The sequence below is a fragment of the Streptomyces sp. NPDC013455 genome (genome assembly GCF_040632975.1).
Classification (GTDB): Bacteria; Actinomycetota; Actinomycetes; order Streptomycetales; family Streptomycetaceae; genus Streptomyces.
In genome coordinates this window covers 82,454-104,643 of the sequence record NZ_JBEYCX010000006.1, presented here as the reverse complement: position 1 = coordinate 104,643, position 22,190 = coordinate 82,454, and the positions used below count along the sequence as shown (strand labels likewise).

The window sequence follows — 22,190 nt, the reverse complement described above, 5'->3', positions numbered from 1 at the left end:
GCAGGGCGGGGCGACGGCGGCGTCCGGCGAGGCAGGGCCGGACGACGGCGTTCCCGGCCGGTTCCGGGTGACAGGTTCCCCTGGTCCGCGGTACCGGCCCGGCCGGGTCCGCCTTGACGGCCGTCGGCGGCTGCTGCCACGATCGTCGCCATGACCATGCGGCTGGACCTCACGCGACGACGCCATGTCGACCTCGCACGCGTCTCCAGCGCCTCCTGTCACCCCGCGGTCTGATCCCCGGCGCTCTCCTCCCGCTTCCCACCGGGCCTTTCCCGCCTTTTCTCCTTTTCCTCTTCGCGTTCCTCTTCCCGGCCTTCCCGCCTGCGCCGGCGCCGTGCGGAATCCCCGGGACGACTCCCTCGCGTGCGTCATGCGCCGCGTCCGGGACGCGTCACCGAGCGCCTGCGCGGCGGCGGTTCCGCGTGCCCACGGCTCACCGAGCCCCGCCCGCTCCGGAGCCGTCCCGCCGGCGTCCACCTCACCGGAGGCCGGCGCACCGCCCGCCACCCGGGCCGGTACGCGCGACGGCCCCCGGCCGCCCCGGTGCGGCCCCGCCCTGATCGGAGACCCCACGTGTCCCTCACCTTCCACTGGTTCCTCCCCACCAACGGCGACAGCCGCGATGTCGTCGGCGGTGGCCACGGCACCCCGGCGACCGCCTCCGGCCGGGACCGGCCGCCCACCGTCGGGTACCTGAGCCAGATCGCCCGGGCCGCCGAGGACCTGGGCTTCGTCGCCGCCCTCACCCCGACCGGCGCCTGGTGCGAGGACGCGTGGCTGACCACCGCCATGGTCAGCCGGCACACCGAACGGCTGAAGTTCCTCGTCGCCTTCCGGCCCGGCTTCGTCTCACCGACGCTCGCCGCCCAGATGGCGTCCACCTTCCAGCGGCAGAGTGGCGGACGGCTGCTGCTCAACGTCGTCACCGGCGGCGAGAGCCATGAACAGCGCGCCTACGGCGACTTCCTCGACAAGGACGCCCGGTACCGTCGTACCGGTGAATTCCTGCACATCGTGCGGGAGTTGTGGGACGGCAAGAGCGTCGACCTGCACGGGGAGCACCTCCGGGTCGAGGAGGCGAGGCTCAGCCGGGTGCCCGATCCGGTACCCGAGGTGTACTTCGGCGGGTCGTCGCCCGCCGCCGGCCAGGTCGCGGCCCGGTACGCCGACGTCTACCTCACCTGGGGCGAACCGCCCGCCCAGGTCGCCGAGAAGGTCGCCTGGATCCGCAAGGCGGCCGCGGAGCACGGACGCGCCCCGCGCTTCGGGATCCGGCTGCACGTCATCACCCGCGACACCCCGGCGCAGGCCTGGGCCGAGGCGGACCGGCTGCTCGAGGGGTTCGACCCGGCGACCGTACGGGCCGTCCAGGCGGGCCTCGGCCGCAGCGAGTCCGAGGGCCAGCGCCGCATGCTCGCGCTGCACGGCGGCAGCCGCGCGGGCCTGGAGATCCACCCCAATCTGTGGGCGGGCATCGGGCTCGTGCGCGGCGGCGCCGGCACGGCCCTGGTCGGCAGCCACGACGAGGTCGCCGAGCGCATCGAGGAGTACCACGCCCTCGGCATCGACGAGTTCGTCCTCTCCGGCTACCCGCACCTGGAGGAGGCGTACTGGTTCGGCGAGAACGTCCTGCCCCGGCTCGCCGCGCGGGGACTGTGGACGCACCCCGCCGCCGCGGCCGCGGCCGGTTCCGCGCGGGTGCCGTTCGCCGGCTGAGCACACCGGGCAGCGGGCCGGCCAGGCCGTCAGACCGCAGGCACCCCGCCCAGCGCCCGCAGGTGTGCCTCGCGCGTCTCCGCCGTCTGGCCCTGCACCAGCAGGAACAGGCCCTCCCGGGCGAGGCGCTGGGCGCGGCCGGTCAGGGCCATCGCGCGCCCGCCGCCCGCCACCACCGCCGCCGTGGTGGCCGTGCGCAGCACCTCGTACGCCTCCGCGCGCACCGCCAGCCGTTCCCCGGCCGATTCCCCGGGCACCGGATGGTCGGCCAGGGCGTAGGCGCGGCGTCGCACACCGTCGAGGCGGGAGCGGAGCGGGGCCGCCGTCCGGTCCTCCAGCAAGGACAGCGCGGCCTCCGCCACGCCGAAGACGGCCGGGTTGGTGTTCAGCGTCCTGGCCCGGTCCCCGGCGGCCCAGCGGTCGTACGGTGTCCGCAGGGCCACCGCCTCGGAGCTCAGCCACAGGCCGTCCAGCTCCAGCGACACCGTGCGCGCGGCGGTGAGGGCCGCGAGCCGCATGGGTGGCGAGGCCCGCAGCCCGGGCTGCTCACGTGCCTCGGCGAAGGCGAACAGCACCTCGCCGTCGTCGGTCACCCCGGCCAGCAGCAGCACGTCGTTCAGACCCCATCCGGTGTACCAGGGGACGGTCCCGTCGAACCGCCAGCCGTCGCCCTCCCGGCGTACCCGCACCGGCCGGCGCGGGAAGGAGCGCAGGTGCGCGTAGGCCACCCCGGCCAGCAGCTCGCCACGGGAGAGCGGACCCAGCAGCCGCTCCCGCACCGGCAGCCGGCTCCCCGCCAGTGTCTGCACCGGAGTGTGGTGCTGGGTCTGGACGAACCAGGTCGCGCAGCACGCCCCGGCCAGGATCTCCGCCGTCTCGCGCAGCACGGCGGGCGGCGCACCCGAGCCGCCCTGGTCCACCGGGGCGACCACGCCGAGCAGTCCCGACCGCTTCACCGCCTCGATGTGACTCACGGGCACGCCCTCCTGATCGACGCGCTCGGCCTCGGGGACCAGGACTTCGGCGGCGAGCCGGCGGGCACGGACGACGAGCGGATGCGCGGTGGTGGCCATGGGGAGATTGTCCCCGGAAGATCGTTGCCCGGTGGTGCCGCGGGGTGACCATGGTCACGCTCCTCCTGTCGCGGAATGAACTTGAGCACCTGAAAGGTTGGCGTTTACATCTGAACCTGAAGACCCTAGGCTCGGGCCGAAACAAGCCCGTGCACCCCAGCGAGGCACCCCGTGAATCACCCTCACCCCGAGCAGCCCGCCGACGTCGTGGCCCGGCTGCGCGCCACCTTCGGCACCGGCCGCACGAAGTCCGTCGAGTGGCGCACCGGCCAGCTGCGCCGGCTCCGCGCGATGCTGACGGAACGCGGCGCGGACCTCGCCGCCGCCCTCCACGCCGACCTCGGCAAGAGCGGCACCGAGGCCTATCGCACCGAGATCGACTTCACCGTCCGGGAGATCGACCACACCCTGGAGCACCTGGCGGACTGGCTGCGTCCCGAGCCGGCGCCCGTCCCGCCGCACCTCGGCGCCGACGCCACGGCCTGGACGCAGTACGACCCGCTGGGCGTCGTCCTCGTCATCGCTCCCTGGAACTACCCGGCGCAGCTCCTGCTCGCCCCCATGGTCGGGGCGCTGGCCTCCGGCAACGCGGTCGTCGCCAAGCCGAGCGAGCTGGCCTCCGCGACCTCCGCCGCGCTGGCCGAGCTGATCCCGGCCTACCTGGACAACGACGCCGTCGCCGTGGTCGAGGGCGGTGTCCCGGAGACCACGGCCCTGCTGGCCGAGCGCTTCGACCACATCTTCTACACCGGCAACGGCGCCGTCGGCCGCATCGTCATGCGCGCCGCCGCCGAGCACCTCACCCCGGTCACCCTGGAACTGGGCGGCAAGTCCCCGGTGTTCGTGGACCGCGGCACCGACCTGGACGCGGTCGCGGGCCGGCTCGCGCGCGGCAAGTTCCTCAACGCCGGCCAGACCTGTGTCGCCCCCGACTACGTGCTGACCGACCCCGAGACCGCCCCGGCCCTGGAGGCCGCGCTGGTCCGCGCGGTCGAGGGCCTGTTCGGCCCCGACCCGCAGCACTCGCCGGAGTACGGCCGGATCATCAACGAGCGGCACTTCGACCGGCTCTCCGCCCTGCTCGGCTCCGGCCGGGTCGCCGTCGGCGGTGCCGGTGACCGGGCGGCGAGGTACCTCGCACCGACCGTCCTCGCCGACGTCGACCCGGAGTCCCCCGTCATGCAGGAGGAGATCTTCGGCCCCATCCTGCCCATCGTCACGGTGGCCGGCCTCGACGAGGCCATCGGTTTCATCAACGACCGCGACAAGCCCCTCGCCCTCTACGTCTTCAGCGAGTCCGACGAGACCCGCGAGCGCATCGCCGCCGAGACCTCCTCGGGCGGCCTGGGCCACGGCCTGCCCGTCGCCCACCTCACCGTCTCCGACCTGCCGTTCGGCGGGGTGGGGGAGAGCGGCATGGGCAGCTACCACGGCCGCTACTCCATCGAGACGTTCAGCCACCGCAAGGCCGTCCTCGCCAAGCCGCTGAGCTGAGCCGGCGAACGGCCGGCGCCGGGGCGGGTGCCGGTGTGCGGGGCTCGGCGGCCGACGCCCGGCCCGGGCTTCGGGCGGGTGCCGGTGTGCGGGGCTCCGCGGCCGACGCCCGGCCCGGCGCTGCGGGCGGGTGCCGCCGGCCGGCACCCGCCCGGGAGTCCTGTACGGGGCTCCGCCGGCCGACGCCCTGGGGGATGCCGTGTGCGAAACTCCGCCGATGACTGTCGAAACGATCACTGCGGACGCCTCCGGCACCTGGCTGCTCGGCGACCTGCCCGTCCACCGCATCGGCTTCGGCGCGATGCGGCTGACGGGCAGTGCCGCCTTCCACCTCGGCACCCCGAGCGAGCGGGAGCGGTCGATCGCCGTCCTGCGCAAGGCCGTCGAACTCGGTGTGAACCACATCGACACGGCGGCCTTCTACTTCTCCTCGCTGCGGTCCGCCAACGAACTCATCAACACCGCGCTCGCCCCCTACCCCGACGACCTGGTCATCGCCACCAAGGTCGGCCCCTACCGCGACTACGACGGCGAGTGGGGCACCTCCGCCCGGCCCGATCAGCTGCGCGGGCACGTCGAGGAGAACCTGCGCCAGCTCGGGCGGGACCACCTGGACGTCGTCCACCTCCGCCGGATGGGCCAGGACTCCATCGCCGAGCACTTCGGCGCGCTCGCCGAGTTGCGTACGGCCGGGCTGATCCGGCACCTCGGGATCTCCGCCGTCCAGCCCCGGCACCTCGCCGAGGCACTGGACATCGCGCCGGTGGTGGCCGTGCAGAACCGGTACGCGGTGGACCGCCCCGATCCCGTCGACGACGAGGTGCTGCGGCTGTGCGGCGAGCACGGCATCGCCTTCGTCCCCTTCTACGCGGTGGCCGGAGCGGCCGGGGAGCAGGGGGCGACGACCGACCACGCCGCCGCCGTGCTCTCCGTCGCGCGGTCCCGGGGCGTGAGCCCCGCGCAGGTCCGCATCGCCTGGGCCCTGCACCAGGGCCCGCACGTCCTCGCCATTCCCGGCACCGGCGACCCCGCCCACCTCGTGGAGAACGTCGCCGCCGGCGCGCTCCGCCTCACCGGCGACGAGCTGGCGCGGCTGGACGAGGTCCGCGCGCAGACGGGCTGACCGGGACCGGCGCCGCACCGGCCGCACCCGTGCCGTGGCGGTGCCGGCCGCACCCCTGCCGTGGCGGTGCCGGGCGCACCCGTGCCGTGGCGGTGCCGGGCGCACCCGTGCCGTGGCGGTGCCGGGCGCACCGGGCGCGGGGCAGGCGTGAGACCCTGCGCCGACCCCGCCCCGGCCGCTCTGCGACGCGCGTAGAACAGGGACTGGCGTCCGCTGGGTTTTACGTATAACCTCACCGGCTAACCACCCCCACCGGAAGGTCACGATGCGCCGCCTCGCCCTGGTCACCCTCGTCGTCGACGACTACGACGAGGCCCTCCGCTTCTACACCGAGGCCCTCGGATTCCGTCTCGCCGAGGACGCCCCGCGCCCCGACGGCTCGCGCTGGGTGGTCGTGGAGCCCGGCGACGGCGGCGGCACCGGCCTGCTCCTGGCCCGCGCCAAGGACGAGGAGCAGCGGTCCCGGATCGGCGACCAGACCGGTGGGCGTGTCGGCTTCTTCCTGCACACCGACGACTTCGCCCGCGACCACGCCCGGATGACCGCCGCGGGCGTCCGCTTCCTGGAGGAGCCGCGCCACGAGCCGTACGGCACCGTCGCCGTCTTCCAGGACCTCCACGGCAACCGCTGGGACCTGCTCCAGCCCGCCGCCTGACCCAACCGTTCCCCCCGCGAGACCCGCCAGAGGAAAGACCGCCCATGACCGCGCCCCGTATCGACACCGACACCATCCGCCGGCTGCCCAAGGCCGTCCTGCACGACCACCTCGACGGCGGCCTGCGCCCCGCCACCGTCGTCGAGCTCGCGGCCGCGGTCGGCCACCAGCTGCCCACCACCGACCCGGACGAGCTGGCCGCCTGGTACTTCGAGGCCGCCAACTCCGGCGACCTGGTCCGCTACATCGCCACCTTCGAGCACACCCTCGCCGTGATGCAGACCCGCGAGGGCCTGCTGCGCACCGCGGAGGAGTACGTCCTCGACCTCGCCGCCGACGGTGTCGTCTACGCCGAGGTGCGCTACGCCCCCGAGCTGAACACCCGGGGCGGGCTGACGATGCGCGAGGTGGTGGAGACCGTCCAGGAGGGCCTCGCCGCCGGTATGGCCAAGGCGGCCGCCGCGGGCACCCCCGTACGCGTCGGCACCCTGCTCTGCGGCATGCGGATGTTCGACCGCGTCCGCGAGGCCGCCGACCTGGCCGTCGCCTACCGTGACGCCGGAGTCGTCGGCTTCGACATCGCCGGCGCCGAGGACGGCTTCCCGCCCGCCGACCACCTGGCGGCCTTCGAGCACCTGCGCCGCGAGAGCGTGCCCTTCACCATCCACGCCGGCGAGGCGCACGGCCTGCCCAGCATCCACCAGGCGCTCCAGGTGTGCGGCGCCCAGCGCATCGGTCACGGCGTGCGCCTCACCGAGGACATCCCCGACCTCGCGGCCGGCAAGCTCGGCCGCCTCGCCTCCTGGGTGCGCGACCGCCGCATCGCCCTGGAGATGTGCCCCACCTCCAACCTGCAGACCGGTTGCGCCACCTCGATCGCCGAGCACCCGATCACGGCCCTGAAGGAGCTCGGCTTCCGGGTCACCCTCAACACCGACAACCGTCTGGTGTCCGGGACGACGATGACCCGCGAGATGTCCCTGCTGGTCGAGGAGGCCGGCTGGACCGTCGAGGACCTGCGCACGGTCACGGTGAACGCCCTCAAGAGCGCCTTCATCCCGTTCGACGAGCGCAAGGCCCTCATCGAGGACGTGGTCCTGCCGGGCTACGCGGCCGCGCTCTGAAGCAGCCCCCTGAGGTAGGCGGCCTGTCCGACGTGCTGGAGATCGTCGGACAGGACGCTCACCAGGCGCACCCCCAGCGTGACCGGGGGGTCCCAGCCTTCGTCCACGACGCGTTCCAGATCCCTGGCGGCCACCGGGCGCAGCGCCCGGAGGGTCTGGTCGTGGACGGCGTCGTGGTACTCGGCGAGCAGGTCCGCCGACTCGACCCGCACCTTCGCGACCTTGGCGGGGGTGTGCCCGTAACCCGTGTCGTGCCCGGGGAGGCCGAGACCGAAGCGTTTGCGGAAGCCCTGGACCAGCCACACCTGGTCGAGACCGAAGGCGTCGGCGACGTGGTCGTCCTGCACCCGTGTGAGGTGCCAGACCAGCCAGGCGATGGAGTTGGCGCCGGGGGCCGGGCGCCGGTTCAGCTCGTCCGGGCCGAGGCCGTCGAGGGCGGCATGGACTTCTTCCCGGACGCGGCCGTAGCCGTCGATGAGGATGTCCTTCGCATGCATACCGTCCACCATCGCAAAGCGCCGCCTCCCACGCGTCCCGGGACCCGCCACCGCGAGGGTCCGGCGGCGCGGTCCGGGGCGGCACCGGCCGGGGGCGGGAGGTCCCGGATCACTCCTGGTGCCGCGCCAGGCCCCCGGTCTCCAGCAGGGTGACGAGGGCGCGGGCGGCCGGGCTCGTGGCGCGCTCCGGCGGCAGCAGCGCGACCGTCTCGTACTCCCTCTCGCCCCAGCCCTTCAGTTCCCGGGCCGCGAGCGACGGACGCTTGTGCCGGAAGTGCCGGGGTACGACGGCGATCCCGAGGTTCTCGTCCACCAGGTCCAGCAGGCTGTGCACGTCGTTGACCTCCAGCGCGACCGTGCGCCGGACACCGGCCGCGGCGAACGCGGCGTCGGTGGTGCGGCGCGGCCCCCAGTCCGGGTGGAAGTCGACGAAGACCTCTCCGGCGAGGTCGTCCCAGGTGAGCACGGCCGCGGCCGCGGCCAGACGGTGGCTGGGGTGGCACAGCACGGTCATCGGCTCGCTGGTCAGCGACACCGAGCGCAGCTGGTCGGTGTCGGCCTGGGTGCGGTAGGCGAAAGCCAGGTCGAGGCGCCCGGCCGCGACCTCCTCCGCCAGTGCGCCCGAGCCGGCCTGCCGCAGCCGGATCTCCACATCGGGATGCCGGCCCCGGAAGGCCGCCAGCAGCCGGGCCACCTGCACCCCGGCGATGCACTGCTCGGTGCCGAGCGAGAGCGTGCCGCGCAGCACGCCCTGCACCGCGGCCACCGCCTCGTGCGCCGCCCGGACCTGCGCGAGGATCCGCTCGGCCTCCGCCAGCAGCGCCCGCCCCGCCTCGGTCAGGGTCACCCGGCGGGTGGTCCGCACGAACAGCGGCGCCCGCAGCTCCCGCTCCAGCGCCCGGATGGACGCCGACAGGCCGGACTGGGACACCATCAGGCGTTCGGCGGCACGGGTGAAGTGCTGGTCCTCGGCGACCGCGACGAAGTGCTGGAGATGGCGCAGTTCCATGATTGAGAAGCCTAGCCGCTGAATTCCATCGCATTCTCCTGTTGGACCACTGCCCGCCGCCGGGGGAAGAGTGGAAACGGCAGACCGTGTGCCCACCCCTCTGGAGTCGCGTTGTACACCGCACACCCCGACCGCTACGCCGAGATGCCCTACCGGCGCACCGGCCGCAGCGGCCTGAAGCTCCCCGCCCTGTCGCTCGGCCTCTGGCACAACTTCGGGCCCGACCGGCCCGTCGAGACGCAGCGGGCCATCCTCCGCCGCGCCTTCGACCTCGGCATCACCCACTTCGACCTGGCCAACAACTACGGCCCGCCGCCCGGCGCCGCCGAGGCCGCCTTCGGCGCCGCGCTCGCGGCGGACTTCGCCGCCCACCGCGACGAGCTGGTCGTCTCCACCAAGGCCGGCTACCTGATGTGGCCCGGCCCGTACGGCGAGTGGGGCTCGCGCAAGTACCTGCTCTCCTCGCTCGACCAGAGCCTGAGGCGCATGGGCCTGGACTACGTCGACATCTTCTACTCGCACCGCCCCGACCCGGACACTCCGCTGGAGGAGACGATGGGCGCGCTGCACTCGGCGGTGCAGCAGGGCAAGGCGCTGTACGTCGGCGTCTCCAACTACTCGGCGGAGCAGACCCGTGAGGCCGCGCGCATCCTCGCCGGCCTGGGCACCCCGCTCCTCATCCACCAGCCGCGCTACTCCATGCTGGACCGGCGGCCCGAGGACGAGGGCCTGCTCGACGCGCTGGACGAACTCCAGACCGGCTCCATCGTGTACTCCCCGCTGGAGCAGGGCCTGCTGACCGGCCGCTACCTCGACGGTATCCCCGAGGGCTCCCGGGCGGCCGGCGACAGCCCGTTCCTGAACGCGGACGCGGTCACCGAGGACCTGGTCGCCCGGCTGCGCGCGCTGAACGAGGTGGCCTCCTCCCGCGGGCAGACCCTGGCCCAGCTGGCGCTGGCCTGGGTGCTGCGCGGCGGCCGGGTCACTTCCGCGCTGGTGGGCGCGAGCAGCCCGCGGCAGCTGGAGGACAGCGTCGGCGCCCTGCGCAACCTCGACTTCGACGCCGACGAGCTGGCACGGATCGACGCCATCGTCAAGCAGTGAGGACTGCGTCCGCCTCCCCGGCGCGCCCTGCCGCACGGACCCTGCGGCAGGGCGCGCCGCGCCTCGGCGGCCGGCCGGAACCCGGTCGGGGAAGCCGGGCGCGGAGCGGACGGGGCCGTCCGCGTCGAAGATGAGCGCGTCGGCTCCCTGCCCGGTGGCGTTCCAGGCCGCGAAGTGACGGGCGGCGCCGTTCTCGTCACGGTCGGTGCGCACGGCCATGGCGCATCAGCCCCCATCGAGGTCGTCCGCGCTGGTCAGGGCCGGTATACGGGGCTCCGTCGATCCGGTGTGCCCACCCCGCCCACGGTGCGGGGAAGACTCCGGTCACGTCCGAGGGCAGGGCCGGGCGGCCGTACAGCCCCTCTCATTCCGGCCGGAAACGGGCGGTGAATATGCCAACAGACTGGCCGGAAAGGCATGGTGACAGTGTTTCGGTAGTGGCGATACTCGAACGGCAGGGACACTTCACCGCACAGCAGCCGCACGGAGAGCGAGGGGCCGCCGGCCAGTACAGCGAGGCGACGGGTGAGTGAGGCGTGCACGACGAATTCCTGTGCCATGTCACGGCGTACGGCATCTGCGACGGCCGGCGCATCGGGGTACCGCTCGGTACCTACCGCGCCCCGACCCTCGCCCTGGCCCTGTGGTGGCTGCGGGACCGGGCGTCCTGGATCGCGGAGCGGCTCGACCCGACCCCGGAGGGCTCCGCCTTCCCGGCCGGCGCGCTGGTGCCGGTGGCGGACACGGTGGCCGACGTGCCCACCCTGCTGCGTTCCTGGTGCGCGGACGACGTCCGGCAGGAACTGGTCGCCGACGAACTGGCGGGCGGCCGGCTGGTCCGGATCGCCGCGAGCGACGACACGACCGAGTACGAGCTGCTCGCCGAGTCGGTCGACGCCCTGCGGATGCAGCGCACCCTCCCGGCGCTCGTCGTGCCCGTCGCCTGACACGTGTCCACGGCGTCCGCAGAGCCGGACCGGAGACGGCGCCCGGCTGGACGAATCGGTACAATCTTGACCATGGCGGAGCGGCCGGTCGCCCCGACGGCGCCCGTACTCGTCCTGGAGACCGAGGCGGGCTCCACGGTGCTGGGTCCGGGCTGCGACCAGCACGTCGGGCGCAACCCGTTGAGCGGCACCGTTCCCGGCGGTGCCCGGGACCCCTCGCACCACGCGGCGCCGCGACGCGCCGGCACCCCGCCCGGCTTCCCGCCTGGCTCCCCGCTCGGCCCCCCGCCTGGCTCCCCGCCCAGCCCCCTGCCCGGCTCCCCGCGCCGGGAGGCCCGGCCGGCGGTGCCCGGCGTGGTCCCCGTCGCTCCGGTCGCCGCGCCGGCGGGGTGCGGCCGTGACCCGGAAGCAGGCGGGTGATGACCGCTCCCGGATTCCGGCCCACGCACGTCGTCCCGCCGAGCGGCATGTCCGCCTGGGAGGCCCCGGACCCGGCGCGGCCGACCGTGCCGCTGGACGCGCTGCTGCCGGTGGAACTCGTCGAGCGGCGCGGCGACTGGGGTCACATCCGCTGTGCCAACGGCTGGGCCGCCTGGGTCGACGGCCGCCGCCTCGTCGCCGTGCCCGAGGACCCGCCCGCCGTGGACGGCCCCGACGGCACGGCCGACCCACGGCCGCTGCTGGCCCGTGCCGAACAGGCGCTGGCCGACTACCGGTCCGCCGTGGAGGCCCTGGCCGCCGGCGACCTGGACGGTGAGGCGTTCGGGACCCGCACCCGGGGCCTGCGGATCGGACTGGTGGTCGACGGCGAGTCCATGTGGCTGTACGACCCGCAGGAAGGGCGGTGGGTGTACGGCGACGGACGGCGGCTGACCACGTACGCCACCGACCGGGCGGTCACCGGCGCGGACGACACCGGGCACGCCCCGACCCGGACGGTGGTGCCCGGGGGTGAGCACTGATGCAGCGTCAGACCGGACTGTACTCCGGCCGCCCCTCGGAACTGATCGGCCGGCGGGTGGCGAACTACCTGATCGAGAGCGAGGTCGGGCGCGGGGGCATGGCCGTCGTCTACCGGGCCCGCGACCTGCGCCTGGACCGCGTCGTCGCGCTCAAACTGCTCGCCCCGGAACTGGCCCGCAACGACACCTTCCGCGGGCGCTTCACGCACGAGTCCCAGGTGGCCGCCTCCATCGACCACCCGCACATCGTGCCCGTCTTCGAGGCCGGCGAGACGGACGGCGTGCTCTACATCGCCATGCGGTACGTCTCCGGCAGCGACCTGCGCCACCTCCTCGACGTCCGCGGCACCCTGCCGCCGCCGGACGCCCTGCGGATCGCCGCCCAGGTGGCCTCCGCCCTGGACGCCGCCCACGAGCACGGCCTGGTGCACCGGGACGTCAAGCCGGGCAACATCCTGGTCGCCGAGGGCACTGACAGCGACCACCCCGAGCACGTGTACCTCACCGACTTCGGGCTCACCAAGAAGTCGCTGTCCCTGACCGGGTTCACCAGCGTCGGCCAGTTCGTCGGCACCCTCGACTACGTCGCCCCCGAGCAGATCTCCGGCCGTCCGGTCGACGGCCGCTGCGACGTCTACGGCCTCTCCTGCGTCGTGTACGAGACCCTCACCGGCCGTCCGCCGTTCCAGCGCGAGGACGACATGGCCCTGCTCTGGGCCCACCAGTACGACGAGCCGCCGCCGCCGAGCGGGGTGCGCCCCGGGCTGCCCCCGGCCATGGACGCCGTGTTCGCCAAGGCCCTGGCCAAGGGCCCGGACGACCGCTATGACAGCTGCCTGGACTTCGTGGCCGCCCTGCGCGCGGCGGCGGCCGCCGCACCGGTGAGCGGTGCGGGACCGGCCCCGGAACCGGACGCCGTCGCGCGGGCCGAGCCCGCCCCCCACCCCCCGCACTGGGCCGATCCGGTGTTCCGGGACTGAACGGGCGGGCCGGACGGCGCCGGGGCGCGGCTGAACGGGCGGGCCGGAGGGCGCCGGGGCCCGGCAGCCGCCGAGCCGTGGCGTCGGCTTGCGGGGCACCCGCCTCAGCGGCACACAATAGGATCAATGTGCAGCCAAACGCACTGAATAAGGGTCTACCGGACTAATTGAGCAAGCCGCGCATCGCGACGGGAAGAAGTGCTCGTGAGCGTCGAACCTCCGTCCTCCGGCCGCCCCACCGGGCCGCCCTCCGGACCGCTGTCGGGATCCTCCCGTCCGCCCTCCGGCCCGCCGCCCGAGCAGCCGCCGGCCGGCGGCCCCGGCCACGGAGGGCCGCACGGGCCGTGGTGGAAGCGCGCACCCCGTGTGGCGGCGGTCACCGCCGCCCTGGTCGTCGCCGTGGTCCTCGCGGTCGTCCTCACCCGCCCGGGCGGCGGCGGATCCACCGCCGAGGGCGGGGAGGTCTTCCTGGAGGCCGCCAACAGCACCGGCGAGAACCCCTTCACGGAGTCGACCGCGAAGGACGGTCCCACGTCGTCCGCGCCCCCCACCGGTACCGGAACGGACACCGCCCCGAGCAGGGGAACCGGAACCGGCACGACCACCGCCCCGAGCAGGGGGACCGGCACCGCGACGTCGCCCACCGAGAAGCCCAGCGGCCCGTCCAACGCGCTCCGCGGCGTGCAGGGCGGCGCCCCGGGCCTGTACAGCGGCGTCCGCAAGACGCCGAGCTGTGACGTCGAGAGGCAGATCAAGGCCCTCCAGGCGGACCCGCGCAAGAACCAGGCGTTCGCGGCGAAGGCCGGCGTCCAGCCCTCCGCCGTCCCCGCCTACCTGCGCGCGCTCACCTCGGTGCAGCTGCGCGCGGACACCCGCGTCACCAACCACGGCTACCGGAACGGATCGGCCAGCGCCTACCAGTCCGTCCTCCAGGCCGGCACCGCCGTCCTCGTGGACGGACACGGCGTGCCCAAGCTGCGCTGCGCCTGCGGCAACCCGCTGGCCCAGCCGGTCGCCCAGCGCGCCACCCCGAAGGTGGTCGGCCGGCAGTGGTCCTCCTACCGGCCCTCGAGCGTCGTCGTGGTGACGCCGGCACCGGTGATCGTCAAGGTCTTCGTGATCTACGACTCCCACCACAAGGTGTGGGTCAACCGCCACCGCGGCGACGAGTACGGCCGCCACGACCAGCGCGGGAAGCCGCCCGTGGACCCGCGTCCGTGGACCCACCCGGTGCCGTGCGTCTCCGCTCCCGGTGCGACCGGGGCCCCCGGCTCCGCCCTGCCCTGCCCGCCCAGCTCACCGGGGACCGGCCCCTCCACACCGACCTCGACCTCCACCTCCCCGTCGACCTCCCCGTCGTCGCCCTCGTCCGAGTCCACGTCGCCGTCCGAGAAGTCCAGCTCGCCGTCCGACGAGTCGAGCTCACCGTCGGAGAAGTCCTCCTCGCCCTCCGAGGAGTCCTCCACGCCCTCCGAGGAGTCCTCCACGCCGTCCGAGGAGTCCTCCACGCCGTCCGAGGAGTCGTCGTCGCCGTCGGAAGAGTCCTCCTCGCCCTCCGAGTCCACGTCCTCCTCGGAGCCGGAGACGACATCGCCGTCCGATGAGACGCCGTCGAGCGAGGCTCCGTCCAGCGAGTCCCCGGCCTCGTCGGCGGGCTCGCCGTCGGACGAGAAGTCCGGGGCCACACCCCCGTCCTCGGCCGGGTCCGAGCCGGAGACCGCGTCCGAGCCGGAGACGGCGTCCGAGCCGGCCACCCCCCGCACCAGCGAGCAGGGGCCCGGCGAGGAGCAGGAGGAGCCCGCCTCCCCGCCCGAGCGGCCGGACTCCGACCAGGGGTGAAGCGCCCCGCGTCACCCCGGCGCCGTGACCATCACCACTCTGCGCGGTCGGCGAACGCATCGGGGGGACTGCCGTGCCCGGCTCGGGGTACGAGGACTGGTGCAACAGCGACCGGCCGGACCGGGTATTCCGAGAGAGACAGCATGACCGAGCACCTGGGCGGGGCAGTGATACCGACTGGTTTCGACGTACCCGTGGAGCCGCTGCGGCGCGCGGCGCATTACACCGGCGAACCGGGATGCATCGCCGAGGCGCGTGCCTTCGCGGCCCAGTTCCTCCAGCAGCTGCGCACCGAGTGGTGCGCAGCGACCGACAGCCGCACCGACGGCGAGCTGCTCCTGCTGGTGAGCGAACTGGTCACCAACGCCGACCAGCACAGCAGTGGCCCGTACATCCTGGAGCTGGAGGGCACGGATGCGTCCATCGCGGTGTCCGTGTACGACAGCAGTACGGCCCTGCCCCGCCGTTACCCGAAGGACCCCGCGCGCGTGGGACGGCACGGCCTGGAGATCGTGCACGCCCTCGCCTCGCAGGTCTCCGTGGAGCGCGTACCGGTGGGCAAGCGGGTGCGGGCCACCTTCCACCTGAGGCGCTGACGGGCCCGGCCCCGGCCACGGGCCGGCCGACGCTCCCTGCCGCCGGCGGGTGACCCCCTCTGCCACTGCCGGGTGTCCGCCTCGGACCACCGGCCGTCTCCCGGCGGACGCGTCAGGCGCAAGCGCCGGGAGGGACGAGCGTGTGCCGTCGTGGCGCTTCATGGGTGCCGGCGTGTCAGGGCCGACCTGTGCCGGGGTTCGCGGTGCCGTGTCAGACGCGGTCGAGTTCGCCGAGCATTCCCTCGCGCAGCCGGGTGATGATCCGCTTGATCAGCCGGGAGACGTGCATCTGGGAGCAGCCGAGCCGCTCGCCGATCTCCGCCTGGGTGGCCTCCTCCACGAACCGCAGGTGGATGATCTGCCGGTCGCGGTCGCTGAGCTCCGCCATCAGCGGGGCGAGCGCGTGGAAGTCCTCGACCAGCCGCAGCCCCTCCTCCTCCACGCCGATGAAGTCGGCGAGCACCGCCTCGCCGTCCTCGGGGCCGTCACCCGTGAGCGCGGCGTCCAGGGAGGCGGAGTTGTAGCCGTTGGAGGCGATCTGGGCCTCGACCACCTCGTTCTCGGAGATGTTCATGAGGGTCGCCAGTTCGGCGACCGTCGGGTCCCGGTCCAGCCGGCTCGACAGCTCCTCGCGCGCCTTGGCCAGCTCGACCCGCAGCTCCTGGAGCCGGCGCGGCACGTGGACGGCCCAGGTGGTGTCCCGGAAGAACCGCTTGATCTCCCCGACGATGTACGGCAGAGCGAAGGAGGTGAACTCGACCTCGCGCGACAGTTCGAACCGGTCGATGGCCTTGATCAGGCCGATCATGCCGGTCTGGACGATGTCCTCCATGTCGTCGCCGCGGCCCCGGAAGCGTCCGGCCGCGAAGCGCACCAGCGACATGTTCATCTCGATGAGGGTGTTGCGCGCGTACTGGTACTCGTGCGTCCCCTCCTCCAGCTCCGTCAGCCGGCGGAAGAACTGGCGGGACAGCGCGCGTGCGTCACGCGGGGCGACGGACGCCGGGTCCGCGATGCCAGGCAGTGATCCCTCGCCCGTCCTGTCCTGCTCGGTCTGCTCGACGACCTCTGCTTGCGACCGGATCCCGGCGGCGGTGTTCATTACCTCTCCCACGAAAGTCACGGTTCGACGGCTGCTGCGGCGGCTCTGTGAGCCCGGTGTGCAGGTGGCGTGCCGAGCGGGTACCCGGTATCCGGCGGCTTATGCGTCGCTGCGGAGTGGCTCACCCGGCGGGTACCCCCGGTGACGTAACGCATGCACCCACCTGCCGCAAGTGGCGGGAAACCGCCGCTCACGGGCCCGGCCGCCAATGGATCCCCCTCAGGATTTCCCTCAGGGCGCAACGCCCGCCCCTTGCCCCGCACCGTACCGCTCCTAGGCTGACGGGATGACCAACCCGGTGAGCGACGAAGCCCGAGTGATCCCCCTCCGTCCGACGCCCGCGCGCCCGGACGGCCCCCGACCCGAGCCCGCCCCCAGGGAACCACTGTGGCGTGATCTCGTCGGCGAGGTGCTGCGCCGCGAGCGGCAGGCGCAGGACCGCACACTCAAGGACGTGGCCGGCGCGGCCCGGATCTCGCTGCCCTACCTGTCGGAGATCGAACGGGGCCGCAAGGAGCCGTCCTCCGAGGTCCTCGCCGCCGCCGCGCACGCGCTCGGCCTGGGCCTCGGCGACCTGCTGTCGCGGGTCCACGGCGAGCTGGCCCGGCGCACGGCCGAGCGGCGCCGGCCGGCCGCCGCGCCGCACCGGCCGTACCGGGGGCTCTGCCTGGCCGCCTGACACCGCCGCCCGCGCGGTGCGGAGGGCGCCGGCCGTCCGGCACGGGCGGACCGGCGCCTCCTCACCCGTTCGGATGATCCGGCGGCCCGGCCGATGAGTTCCGGGGCGCGCTGCAGTCGGTACAGACGTCAGCGTTCCGCACCCCGGGAGGTCTCCATGTCCGCCGACGTTTTCACCACGTGCCTCTGGTTCGACGGCCAGGCCGAGGAGGCCGCGCACTTCTACGTGTCGGTCTTCGAGAACGCGAGCCTCGGCCGCACCGTCCGCCGTCCCGAGCCCGTGCCCGGCCCGACGGGTTCCGTACTGACCGTGGAGTTCACGGCCGGCGGCCAGAAGTTCGTCGCGCTCAACGGCGGGCCGCACTTCACCTTCAACGAGGCGGTCTCCTTCCAGATCCACTGCGCCGACCAGCGGGAGATCGACCACTACTGGACGAAGCTCACCGAGAACGGCGGCGAGGGCGGCAGGTGCGGCTGGCTCAAGGACAGGTACGGCGTGTCCTGGCAGGTCGTCTACGCACCGCTGAACGACATGATCGCCGACCCCGACCCGGAGAAGGCCGCGCGCGCCACCCGGGCCATGCTGGAGATGGGAAAGCTGGACGCCGCGGCGCTGGAGCGGGCGTACGCCGGCGAGTAGGCCCGGGCCCCCGGCGCCGGCGGCCTCACGGAAAGCCGGCGTCGACGGCCTCACGGAAAGCGGCCCGGGTGCCGGGGCGGCAGGTGTCGAGCGCTGTGCCGTCCGGCTCGGCGCGCGGCCGGGTCGGGGGATGGCTAGCGTGACAGACGGGACACACGACACCAGGAGGGCCGTCGGCATGGCCGTACAACCCGAAGGAACGCCCTGTTGGGCCGACGCGATGTTCAGCGACGTCGAGGGAGCGAAGAGGTTCTACGGCGACGTCCTCGGCTGGACCTTCGGCGAGACGTCGTCGGAGTACGGCAACTACACGCAGGCCTACGTGGACGGCAAGGCCGTCGCGGCCGTCGTCCCGCCGATGCCCGGTCAGGAAGGCCAGTCGCAGTGGTGCCTGTACTTCGCCTCGCCCGACGCCGCGGCCACCGCGGAGAAGATCCGGGAGAACGGCGGCGAGGTGCTGATGGAGCCGATGCAGGTCGGCGACTTCGGCACCATGTGCCTGGCCCGGGAGCCCAGCGGGGCCGTGTTCGGGGTGTGGCAGGCGGGCACGCACGAGGGCTTCGAGGCGACGGCCACGCCCGGCGCCTACTGCTGGGCGGAGGTCTTCACCCGTGAGCCGGAGCAGGCGGACGCCTTCCTCTCCGGGGTCTTCCCGTACCGCATGAAGGAGATCGAGGACGACGCGGTGGACTTCCGGATGTTCGACGTCGGCGAGGACACCGTCCTCGGCCGGATGCGGATGACCGACGACTTCCCGCCCGAGGTGCCCTCGTACATCAACGTCTACTTCACCGTGGACGACTGCGACGCGGCCGTGGCCCGGGCCGTCAAGCTCGGCGGGGTCCTCCGCTTCGGGCCGATGAGCAGCCCCTTCGGCCGCTTCGCGGCGCTCAGCGACCCGCAGGGCGCGGACTTCTCGGTGATCGACATCACCACCACCGAGGGCGAGATGCCGCAGATCAAGGACGTCTGACCGGTCCCGGGACGGCACCCCGCACGGCCATGGCATGATCGAGCACATGCGTGAACGTGTGGTGGCCGCGTGCGACGGGGCTTCGAAGGGGAACCCCGGACCGGCCGGATGGGCGTGGGTGGTCTCGGACGACGACGAGCGGACCCCCGCCCGCTGGGAGGCCGGCCCGCTCGGCCGGGCCACCAACAACGTCGCCGAACTGACCGCGCTGGAGCGGCTGCTCGCGGCCGTCGACCCGGACGTGCCGCTGGAGATCCGGATGGACTCCCAGTACGCCATGAAGGCCGTCACCACATGGCTGCCCGGCTGGAAGCGCAACGGCTGGAAGACCGCCGCCGGCAAGCCCGTCGCCAACCAGGACCTGGTGGTCCGCATCGACGAACTGCTCGACGGCCGGTCCGTGGAGTTCCGCTACGTGCCCGCCCACCAGGCCGACGGCGACCCGCTGAACGACTTCGCCGACCGCGCGGCCAGCCAGGCGGCCTCCGTCCAGGAGCCGGCCGGCAGCGCGATCGGCTCCCCGGAACCCCCGCCCTCGTCCGGCACCCCGGCGGCGGCCGGGGCGCCGCGCCGGAAGGCGCCCCGCCGCACCGGCGGCGGCGCGTCCTCCCGCACCATCAAGGCGAAGTTCCCCGGCCGCTGCCTGTGCGGCCGTTCCTACGCGGCCGGCGAGCAGATCGCCAAGAACGCGCAGGGCTGGGGCCACCCGGAGTGCCGTACCGCCGAGGTCTGATCAGACGTCGAACGTGTAGTGCGCGGTGTGGTCCAGCAGGTCCGCCGGGCGCACGTCGTTCCACGGCTTCATCGTGTCGTTCAGGTCCACGACGTTCGGCGTGCCGCCCGTCGGCACGTATCCGGCGCCCGGGTGCCGCCGCTGCCACTCCGCCCACAGCTTGTCGACGTAGGCGTGGTGCAGCCAGAACACCGGGTCGTTGGGGGACACGCCGGTGGCCATCTGCCCGCCGACCCAGACGTGCACCCGGTTGTGCAGGTTGACCCCGCGCCAGCCCTCCAGGTGGTTGCGGAAGCCGTCCGAGGAGCTGTTGTACGGCGCCATGTCGTACGTCGCCATCGAGAGCACCGACTCCACCTCGGCACGCGTCGGCAGCTCGCGCACGCTGGTGCCCAGCGAGCGGCGCAGGAAGGTACGGGCGTCCACGCGCACGTTGATCGGCCAGTTGCCGGTGGACGCGGCGAACGGCCCGTCCATCACCTGGCCGTCGGTGCTGCGGCCGGTGCCGCCGAGGAAGTCCGGCGCCCACAGCGAGGCGCGCACGGTGCGGTCGGTGCTCCAGTCCCAGTAGGGCAGGGTCACCGAGGAGTCCACGGACTGCAGGGCCTGCTCGAAGTCGAGCAGGAATCTGCGGTGCCAGGGCAGGAAGGAGGGGGAGCGGTGGCCGGTCCGCTCGCCGCCGTCGGTGTCCGCCATGATGAACTCGTTGTGCGTGCGGACGAAGTCGTCGTAGCGCCCGCTGCGCTTGAGCTCGATGAGAGCGGCGACGAAACGCTTCTTCTCGTCGGCGGTCAGGGTGGCCTGGTTCTTGCGTACGGTCATGGTGCGCGGTGCTCCGGAAGTCCTTGCGAGGGCGGTCAGTTGGCGGGGAACGGCAGCAGGGGGGCGCCCTGGAGCTCGTCCACCGCGGCACGGGCGGCGGCGCGCGGGGTGGCCACCGGGTCGTAGTGGCTGACGACGCTGATCCAGGTGCCGTCGGCGTTGCGCATCACGTGCAGCTGCACACCGTCGATGAACACCTCGTAGCCGCCGCCGTGTTCGTGGTGGTGTCCGCCGCCGCTCGCCGCGCGGCCCTGTATCCGGCGGCCCTTGTAGACCTCGTCGAAGGCGTTGGGCGCGGTGGGCGTGTGGTGGCCGGCGGCCGACGCGGCGGGTGCGACGAGCGTGGCGGCCGAGGCCGTCGCGGCGACGGCGGCCACCGCCGTGAGCGCACGGCGCCGGGTGATGTCGGGCATGCGGGTCCTCCGTATGAGTGGTTCGTGAGTGACGACGCATGCCTATCGGGACGTGGCGGAGCGGAAGAAATCGCCCGGAACGGGTTGGCTACGATCCGGACAATTAACCACATGTCATACAGAGTTGAACGAAGATGATCTTGCTGTGGCGGTAGGCCGATCCGCCCCGGAACGGGGAATTCCTTGCCGGGTCGGGCGGGTTCCTGTTGATCTTTTCCGGCTGCCGTCCGTCCGAGTGGCGCGGCTCACCACGCCAAACTGACGCGATCGGGCGGGCGGCCACCCCTGCTACCCTCCGGTGCCGGTCGAGCACGTCGGGTGACTGTCAGGGGTGTGTGCGTGAAGGTCGTCTGTGTCGGAGGCGGGCCCGCGGGCCTGTATCTCGCCATCCTGCTCAAGCGGCAGGACCCGTCCCATGACATCACCGTCCATGAGCGCAACCCCGAGGGCTCCACCTACGGGTGGGGCGTGACGTACTGGCGCGGACTCCTGGACAGGCTCCGGGAACACGATCCCGATTCGGCACGCGCCGTCGAGGCCCACTCGGTGCGCTGGCGCGACGGCGTCGCCCACGTACGCGACCTGACGACCCGGCACCGGGGCGACGAGGGCTTCGGCATCGGCCGGCACCGGCTGCTCGACCTGCTCGCCGCCCGGGCGCGCGCCCTCGGCGTCCGTCTGGAGTACGAGAGCGAGGTCACGCGACCGCCCGCCGGCGCGGACCTCGTCGTCGCCGCCGACGGCGTGCACAGCGCCCTGCGCACCCACCGGGCCGACCACTTCGGCACCCGGATCACCTCCGGCCGCAACCGCTACATCTGGCTCGGCACCACCAAGGTCTTCGACGCCTTCACCTTCGCCTTCACCGAGACCGGGCACGGCTGGATCTGGGCCTATGGCTACGGGTACGGCGGCGAGGGCAGCACCTGCGTCATCGAGTGCTCCCCGGAGACCTTCACCGGCCTCGGCCTCGACCGCGCCGACGAGGCCGAGGGTCTCACCCTGCTGGAGAAGCTCTTCGCCGGCATCCTCGACGGCCACCCCCTCACCGCCCGCCCCGGCGCCGCTTGGCTGAACTTCCGCACCCTCACCAACCGCACCTGGCACGACGGCAACCTGGTCCTGCTCGGCGACGCGGCCCACACCACGCACTACTCCATCGGCGCCGGCACCACGCTCGCCCTGGAGGACGCCATGTGCCTCGCCGGCGCCCTGCGCGAGCACGCCGGCCTGCCCGAGGCCCTGGCCGCCTACGAGCGCCGGCGCCGGGCCGAACTGCTCTCCGTGCAGAGCGCGGCCCGGTACAGCGCCCAGTGGTACGAGAACCTGCCCCGCTACATCGAGCTGCCCCCGCACCGGATGTTCGCCCTCCTCGGCCAGCGCCACTCGCCCCTGCTGCCGTACGTCCCACCGCAGCTCTACTACGGCCTGGACAAGGCGGCCGGACGGCTGGAGGCGCTGCGCAGGCTCAAGCGCTGGCTCGGCCCCCGCGCGGCCCGCGCCCTGCACGCCCGCTCCACCGACCACCGGCGCTGAGCTTGTCCTTCACCCTCTGAGGCTGTCGCGCTCGATGACGCTCTCGGGCCGTCTGGTCGTCTTCCCGACGTCATAGCGGGGCGCGGGGCGGCGACTTTCGCCGGGCTCATCCAGCAGTCCGCTTCCCAGACGGTCCAGCTGTCCGGTTTCTCTCCCAGGGGCAGCAGACCACCT

The 22,190-nt window shown here is 73.5% G+C and carries 23 protein-coding genes and 1 pseudogene; 18 read left to right on the top strand and 6 right to left on the bottom strand.

Annotation, left to right across the window (positions count from 1 at the left end; translation table 11 throughout):
* Positions 1-150 precede the first annotated feature (150 nt).
* Entirely contained in the window at positions 151-234 is an 84-nt protein-coding gene (locus ABZ576_RS12635; protein WP_360739584.1) for a putative leader peptide, read from the top strand.
* 339 nt (positions 235-573) lie between these two features.
* Complete coding sequence (locus ABZ576_RS12630; protein WP_360739319.1) at positions 574-1,716, top strand: LLM class flavin-dependent oxidoreductase; 1,143 nt, start codon at positions 574-576, stop codon at positions 1,714-1,716.
* A gap of 29 nt (positions 1,717-1,745) precedes the next feature.
* Here the strand turns inward: ABZ576_RS12630 and ABZ576_RS12625 are convergent, their stop codons facing one another.
* Positions 1,746-2,789: an acyl-CoA dehydrogenase family protein gene (locus tag ABZ576_RS12625; RefSeq protein WP_360739318.1), complete on the bottom strand. Its 1,044-nt coding sequence runs from the start codon at positions 2,787-2,789 to the stop codon at positions 1,746-1,748.
* A gap of 171 nt (positions 2,790-2,960) precedes the next feature.
* Here ABZ576_RS12625 and ABZ576_RS12620 point away from each other — a divergent pair, with 171 nt between their 5' ends.
* From ABZ576_RS12620 to ABZ576_RS12605, 4 genes are all read left to right on the top strand, one after another.
* On the top strand, positions 2,961-4,283 hold the full coding sequence (locus ABZ576_RS12620) for an aldehyde dehydrogenase family protein (protein ID WP_360739316.1): 1,323 nt from the start codon (positions 2,961-2,963) through the stop codon (positions 4,281-4,283).
* Positions 4,284-4,500: 217 nt separating this feature from the next.
* A complete protein-coding gene (locus ABZ576_RS12615) occupies positions 4,501-5,406 on the top strand; it encodes an aldo/keto reductase (RefSeq protein WP_360739315.1) in 906 nt (301 codons plus the stop codon).
* 265 nt (positions 5,407-5,671) lie between these two features.
* A complete protein-coding gene (locus ABZ576_RS12610; RefSeq protein ID WP_360739313.1) occupies positions 5,672-6,061 on the top strand; it encodes a VOC family protein in 390 nt (129 codons plus the stop codon).
* Between the two features lie 44 nt (positions 6,062-6,105).
* Positions 6,106-7,185, top strand: a complete 1,080-nt coding sequence (locus tag ABZ576_RS12605) for an adenosine deaminase (RefSeq protein ID WP_360739312.1) — start codon at positions 6,106-6,108, stop codon at positions 7,183-7,185.
* Here the strand turns inward: ABZ576_RS12605 and ABZ576_RS12600 are convergent.
* A complete protein-coding gene (locus ABZ576_RS12600; protein ID WP_360739311.1) occupies positions 7,167-7,682 on the bottom strand; it encodes a DUF664 domain-containing protein in 516 nt (171 codons plus the stop codon). The genes ABZ576_RS12605 and ABZ576_RS12600 overlap by 19 nt on opposite strands.
* Before the next feature lie 109 nt (positions 7,683-7,791).
* Positions 7,792-8,691 carry a LysR substrate-binding domain-containing protein gene (locus ABZ576_RS12595; protein ID WP_360739310.1) on the bottom strand — a complete coding sequence of 300 codons (900 nt, stop codon included), beginning with the start codon at positions 8,689-8,691 and terminating at the stop codon, positions 7,792-7,794.
* Between the two features lie 111 nt (positions 8,692-8,802).
* Here ABZ576_RS12595 and mgrA point away from each other — a divergent pair, with 111 nt between their 5' ends.
* The 7 genes and pseudogenes from mgrA (at position 8,803) to ABZ576_RS12560 (ending at position 15,119) form a co-directional block, all read left to right on the top strand.
* A complete protein-coding gene (mgrA, locus tag ABZ576_RS12590; protein WP_360739309.1) occupies positions 8,803-9,795 on the top strand; it encodes an L-glyceraldehyde 3-phosphate reductase in 993 nt (330 codons plus the stop codon).
* 536 nt (positions 9,796-10,331) lie between these two features.
* Complete coding sequence (locus ABZ576_RS12585; RefSeq protein ID WP_360739308.1) at positions 10,332-10,742, top strand: hypothetical protein; 411 nt, start codon at positions 10,332-10,334, stop codon at positions 10,740-10,742.
* Between the two features lie 72 nt (positions 10,743-10,814).
* On the top strand, positions 10,815-11,162 hold the full coding sequence (locus tag ABZ576_RS12580) for a hypothetical protein (protein WP_360739604.1): 348 nt from the start codon (positions 10,815-10,817) through the stop codon (positions 11,160-11,162).
* Positions 11,162-11,704, top strand: a complete 543-nt coding sequence (locus ABZ576_RS12575; RefSeq protein WP_360739307.1) for a hypothetical protein — start codon at positions 11,162-11,164, stop codon at positions 11,702-11,704. The genes ABZ576_RS12580 and ABZ576_RS12575 overlap by 1 nt, the downstream gene beginning before the upstream one ends.
* Entirely contained in the window at positions 11,704-12,684 is a 981-nt protein-coding gene (locus ABZ576_RS12570; RefSeq protein WP_360739305.1) for a serine/threonine-protein kinase, read from the top strand. Before ABZ576_RS12575 ends, ABZ576_RS12570 begins: the two co-directional genes overlap by 1 nt.
* Positions 12,685-12,888: 204 nt before the next feature.
* A pseudogene (locus ABZ576_RS12565) lies at positions 12,889-14,091 on the top strand (DUF6777 domain-containing protein); the annotation flags it as partial.
* Between the two features lie 575 nt (positions 14,092-14,666).
* Positions 14,667-15,119, top strand: a complete 453-nt coding sequence (locus ABZ576_RS12560; RefSeq protein WP_360739304.1) for an ATP-binding protein — start codon at positions 14,667-14,669, stop codon at positions 15,117-15,119.
* Between the two features lie 211 nt (positions 15,120-15,330).
* On the opposite strand, the gene ABZ576_RS12555 is transcribed toward ABZ576_RS12560, so the two are convergent.
* Positions 15,331-16,221 (bottom strand): RNA polymerase sigma factor SigF, encoded by an 891-nt coding sequence (locus ABZ576_RS12555; RefSeq protein WP_360739582.1) that lies wholly within the window; start codon positions 16,219-16,221, stop codon positions 15,331-15,333.
* A gap of 286 nt (positions 16,222-16,507) precedes the next feature.
* Here ABZ576_RS12555 and ABZ576_RS12550 point away from each other — a divergent pair, with 286 nt between their 5' ends.
* The 4 genes from ABZ576_RS12550 (at position 16,508) to ABZ576_RS12535 (ending at position 19,245) form a co-directional block, all read left to right on the top strand.
* The gene (locus tag ABZ576_RS12550; protein ID WP_360739303.1) at positions 16,508-16,900 is read left to right on the top strand and encodes a helix-turn-helix transcriptional regulator; all 393 of its coding nucleotides are present in this window, start codon (positions 16,508-16,510) and stop codon (positions 16,898-16,900) included.
* A gap of 156 nt (positions 16,901-17,056) precedes the next feature.
* Positions 17,057-17,539 carry a VOC family protein gene (locus tag ABZ576_RS12545; protein WP_360739302.1) on the top strand — a complete coding sequence of 161 codons (483 nt, stop codon included), beginning with the start codon at positions 17,057-17,059 and terminating at the stop codon, positions 17,537-17,539.
* 178 nt (positions 17,540-17,717) lie between these two features.
* On the top strand, positions 17,718-18,512 hold the full coding sequence (locus ABZ576_RS12540) for a VOC family protein (protein WP_360739300.1): 795 nt from the start codon (positions 17,718-17,720) through the stop codon (positions 18,510-18,512).
* Between the two features lie 34 nt (positions 18,513-18,546).
* Positions 18,547-19,245, top strand: a complete 699-nt coding sequence (locus ABZ576_RS12535) for a ribonuclease H (RefSeq protein ID WP_360739298.1) — start codon at positions 18,547-18,549, stop codon at positions 19,243-19,245.
* On the opposite strand, the gene ABZ576_RS12530 is transcribed toward ABZ576_RS12535, so the two are convergent.
* The gene (locus tag ABZ576_RS12530; RefSeq protein ID WP_360739297.1) at positions 19,246-20,067 is read right to left on the bottom strand and encodes a tyrosinase family protein; all 822 of its coding nucleotides are present in this window, start codon (positions 20,065-20,067) and stop codon (positions 19,246-19,248) included.
* A gap of 35 nt (positions 20,068-20,102) precedes the next feature.
* A complete protein-coding gene (locus ABZ576_RS12525) occupies positions 20,103-20,480 on the bottom strand; it encodes a tyrosinase cofactor (protein ID WP_360739296.1) in 378 nt (125 codons plus the stop codon).
* 333 nt (positions 20,481-20,813) lie between these two features.
* On the opposite strand from ABZ576_RS12525, the gene ABZ576_RS12520 reads away from it, so the two are divergent.
* Positions 20,814-22,016 carry an FAD-dependent monooxygenase gene (locus tag ABZ576_RS12520; protein WP_360739294.1) on the top strand — a complete coding sequence of 401 codons (1,203 nt, stop codon included), beginning with the start codon at positions 20,814-20,816 and terminating at the stop codon, positions 22,014-22,016.
* The last annotated feature ends 174 nt before the right edge of the window (positions 22,017-22,190 follow it).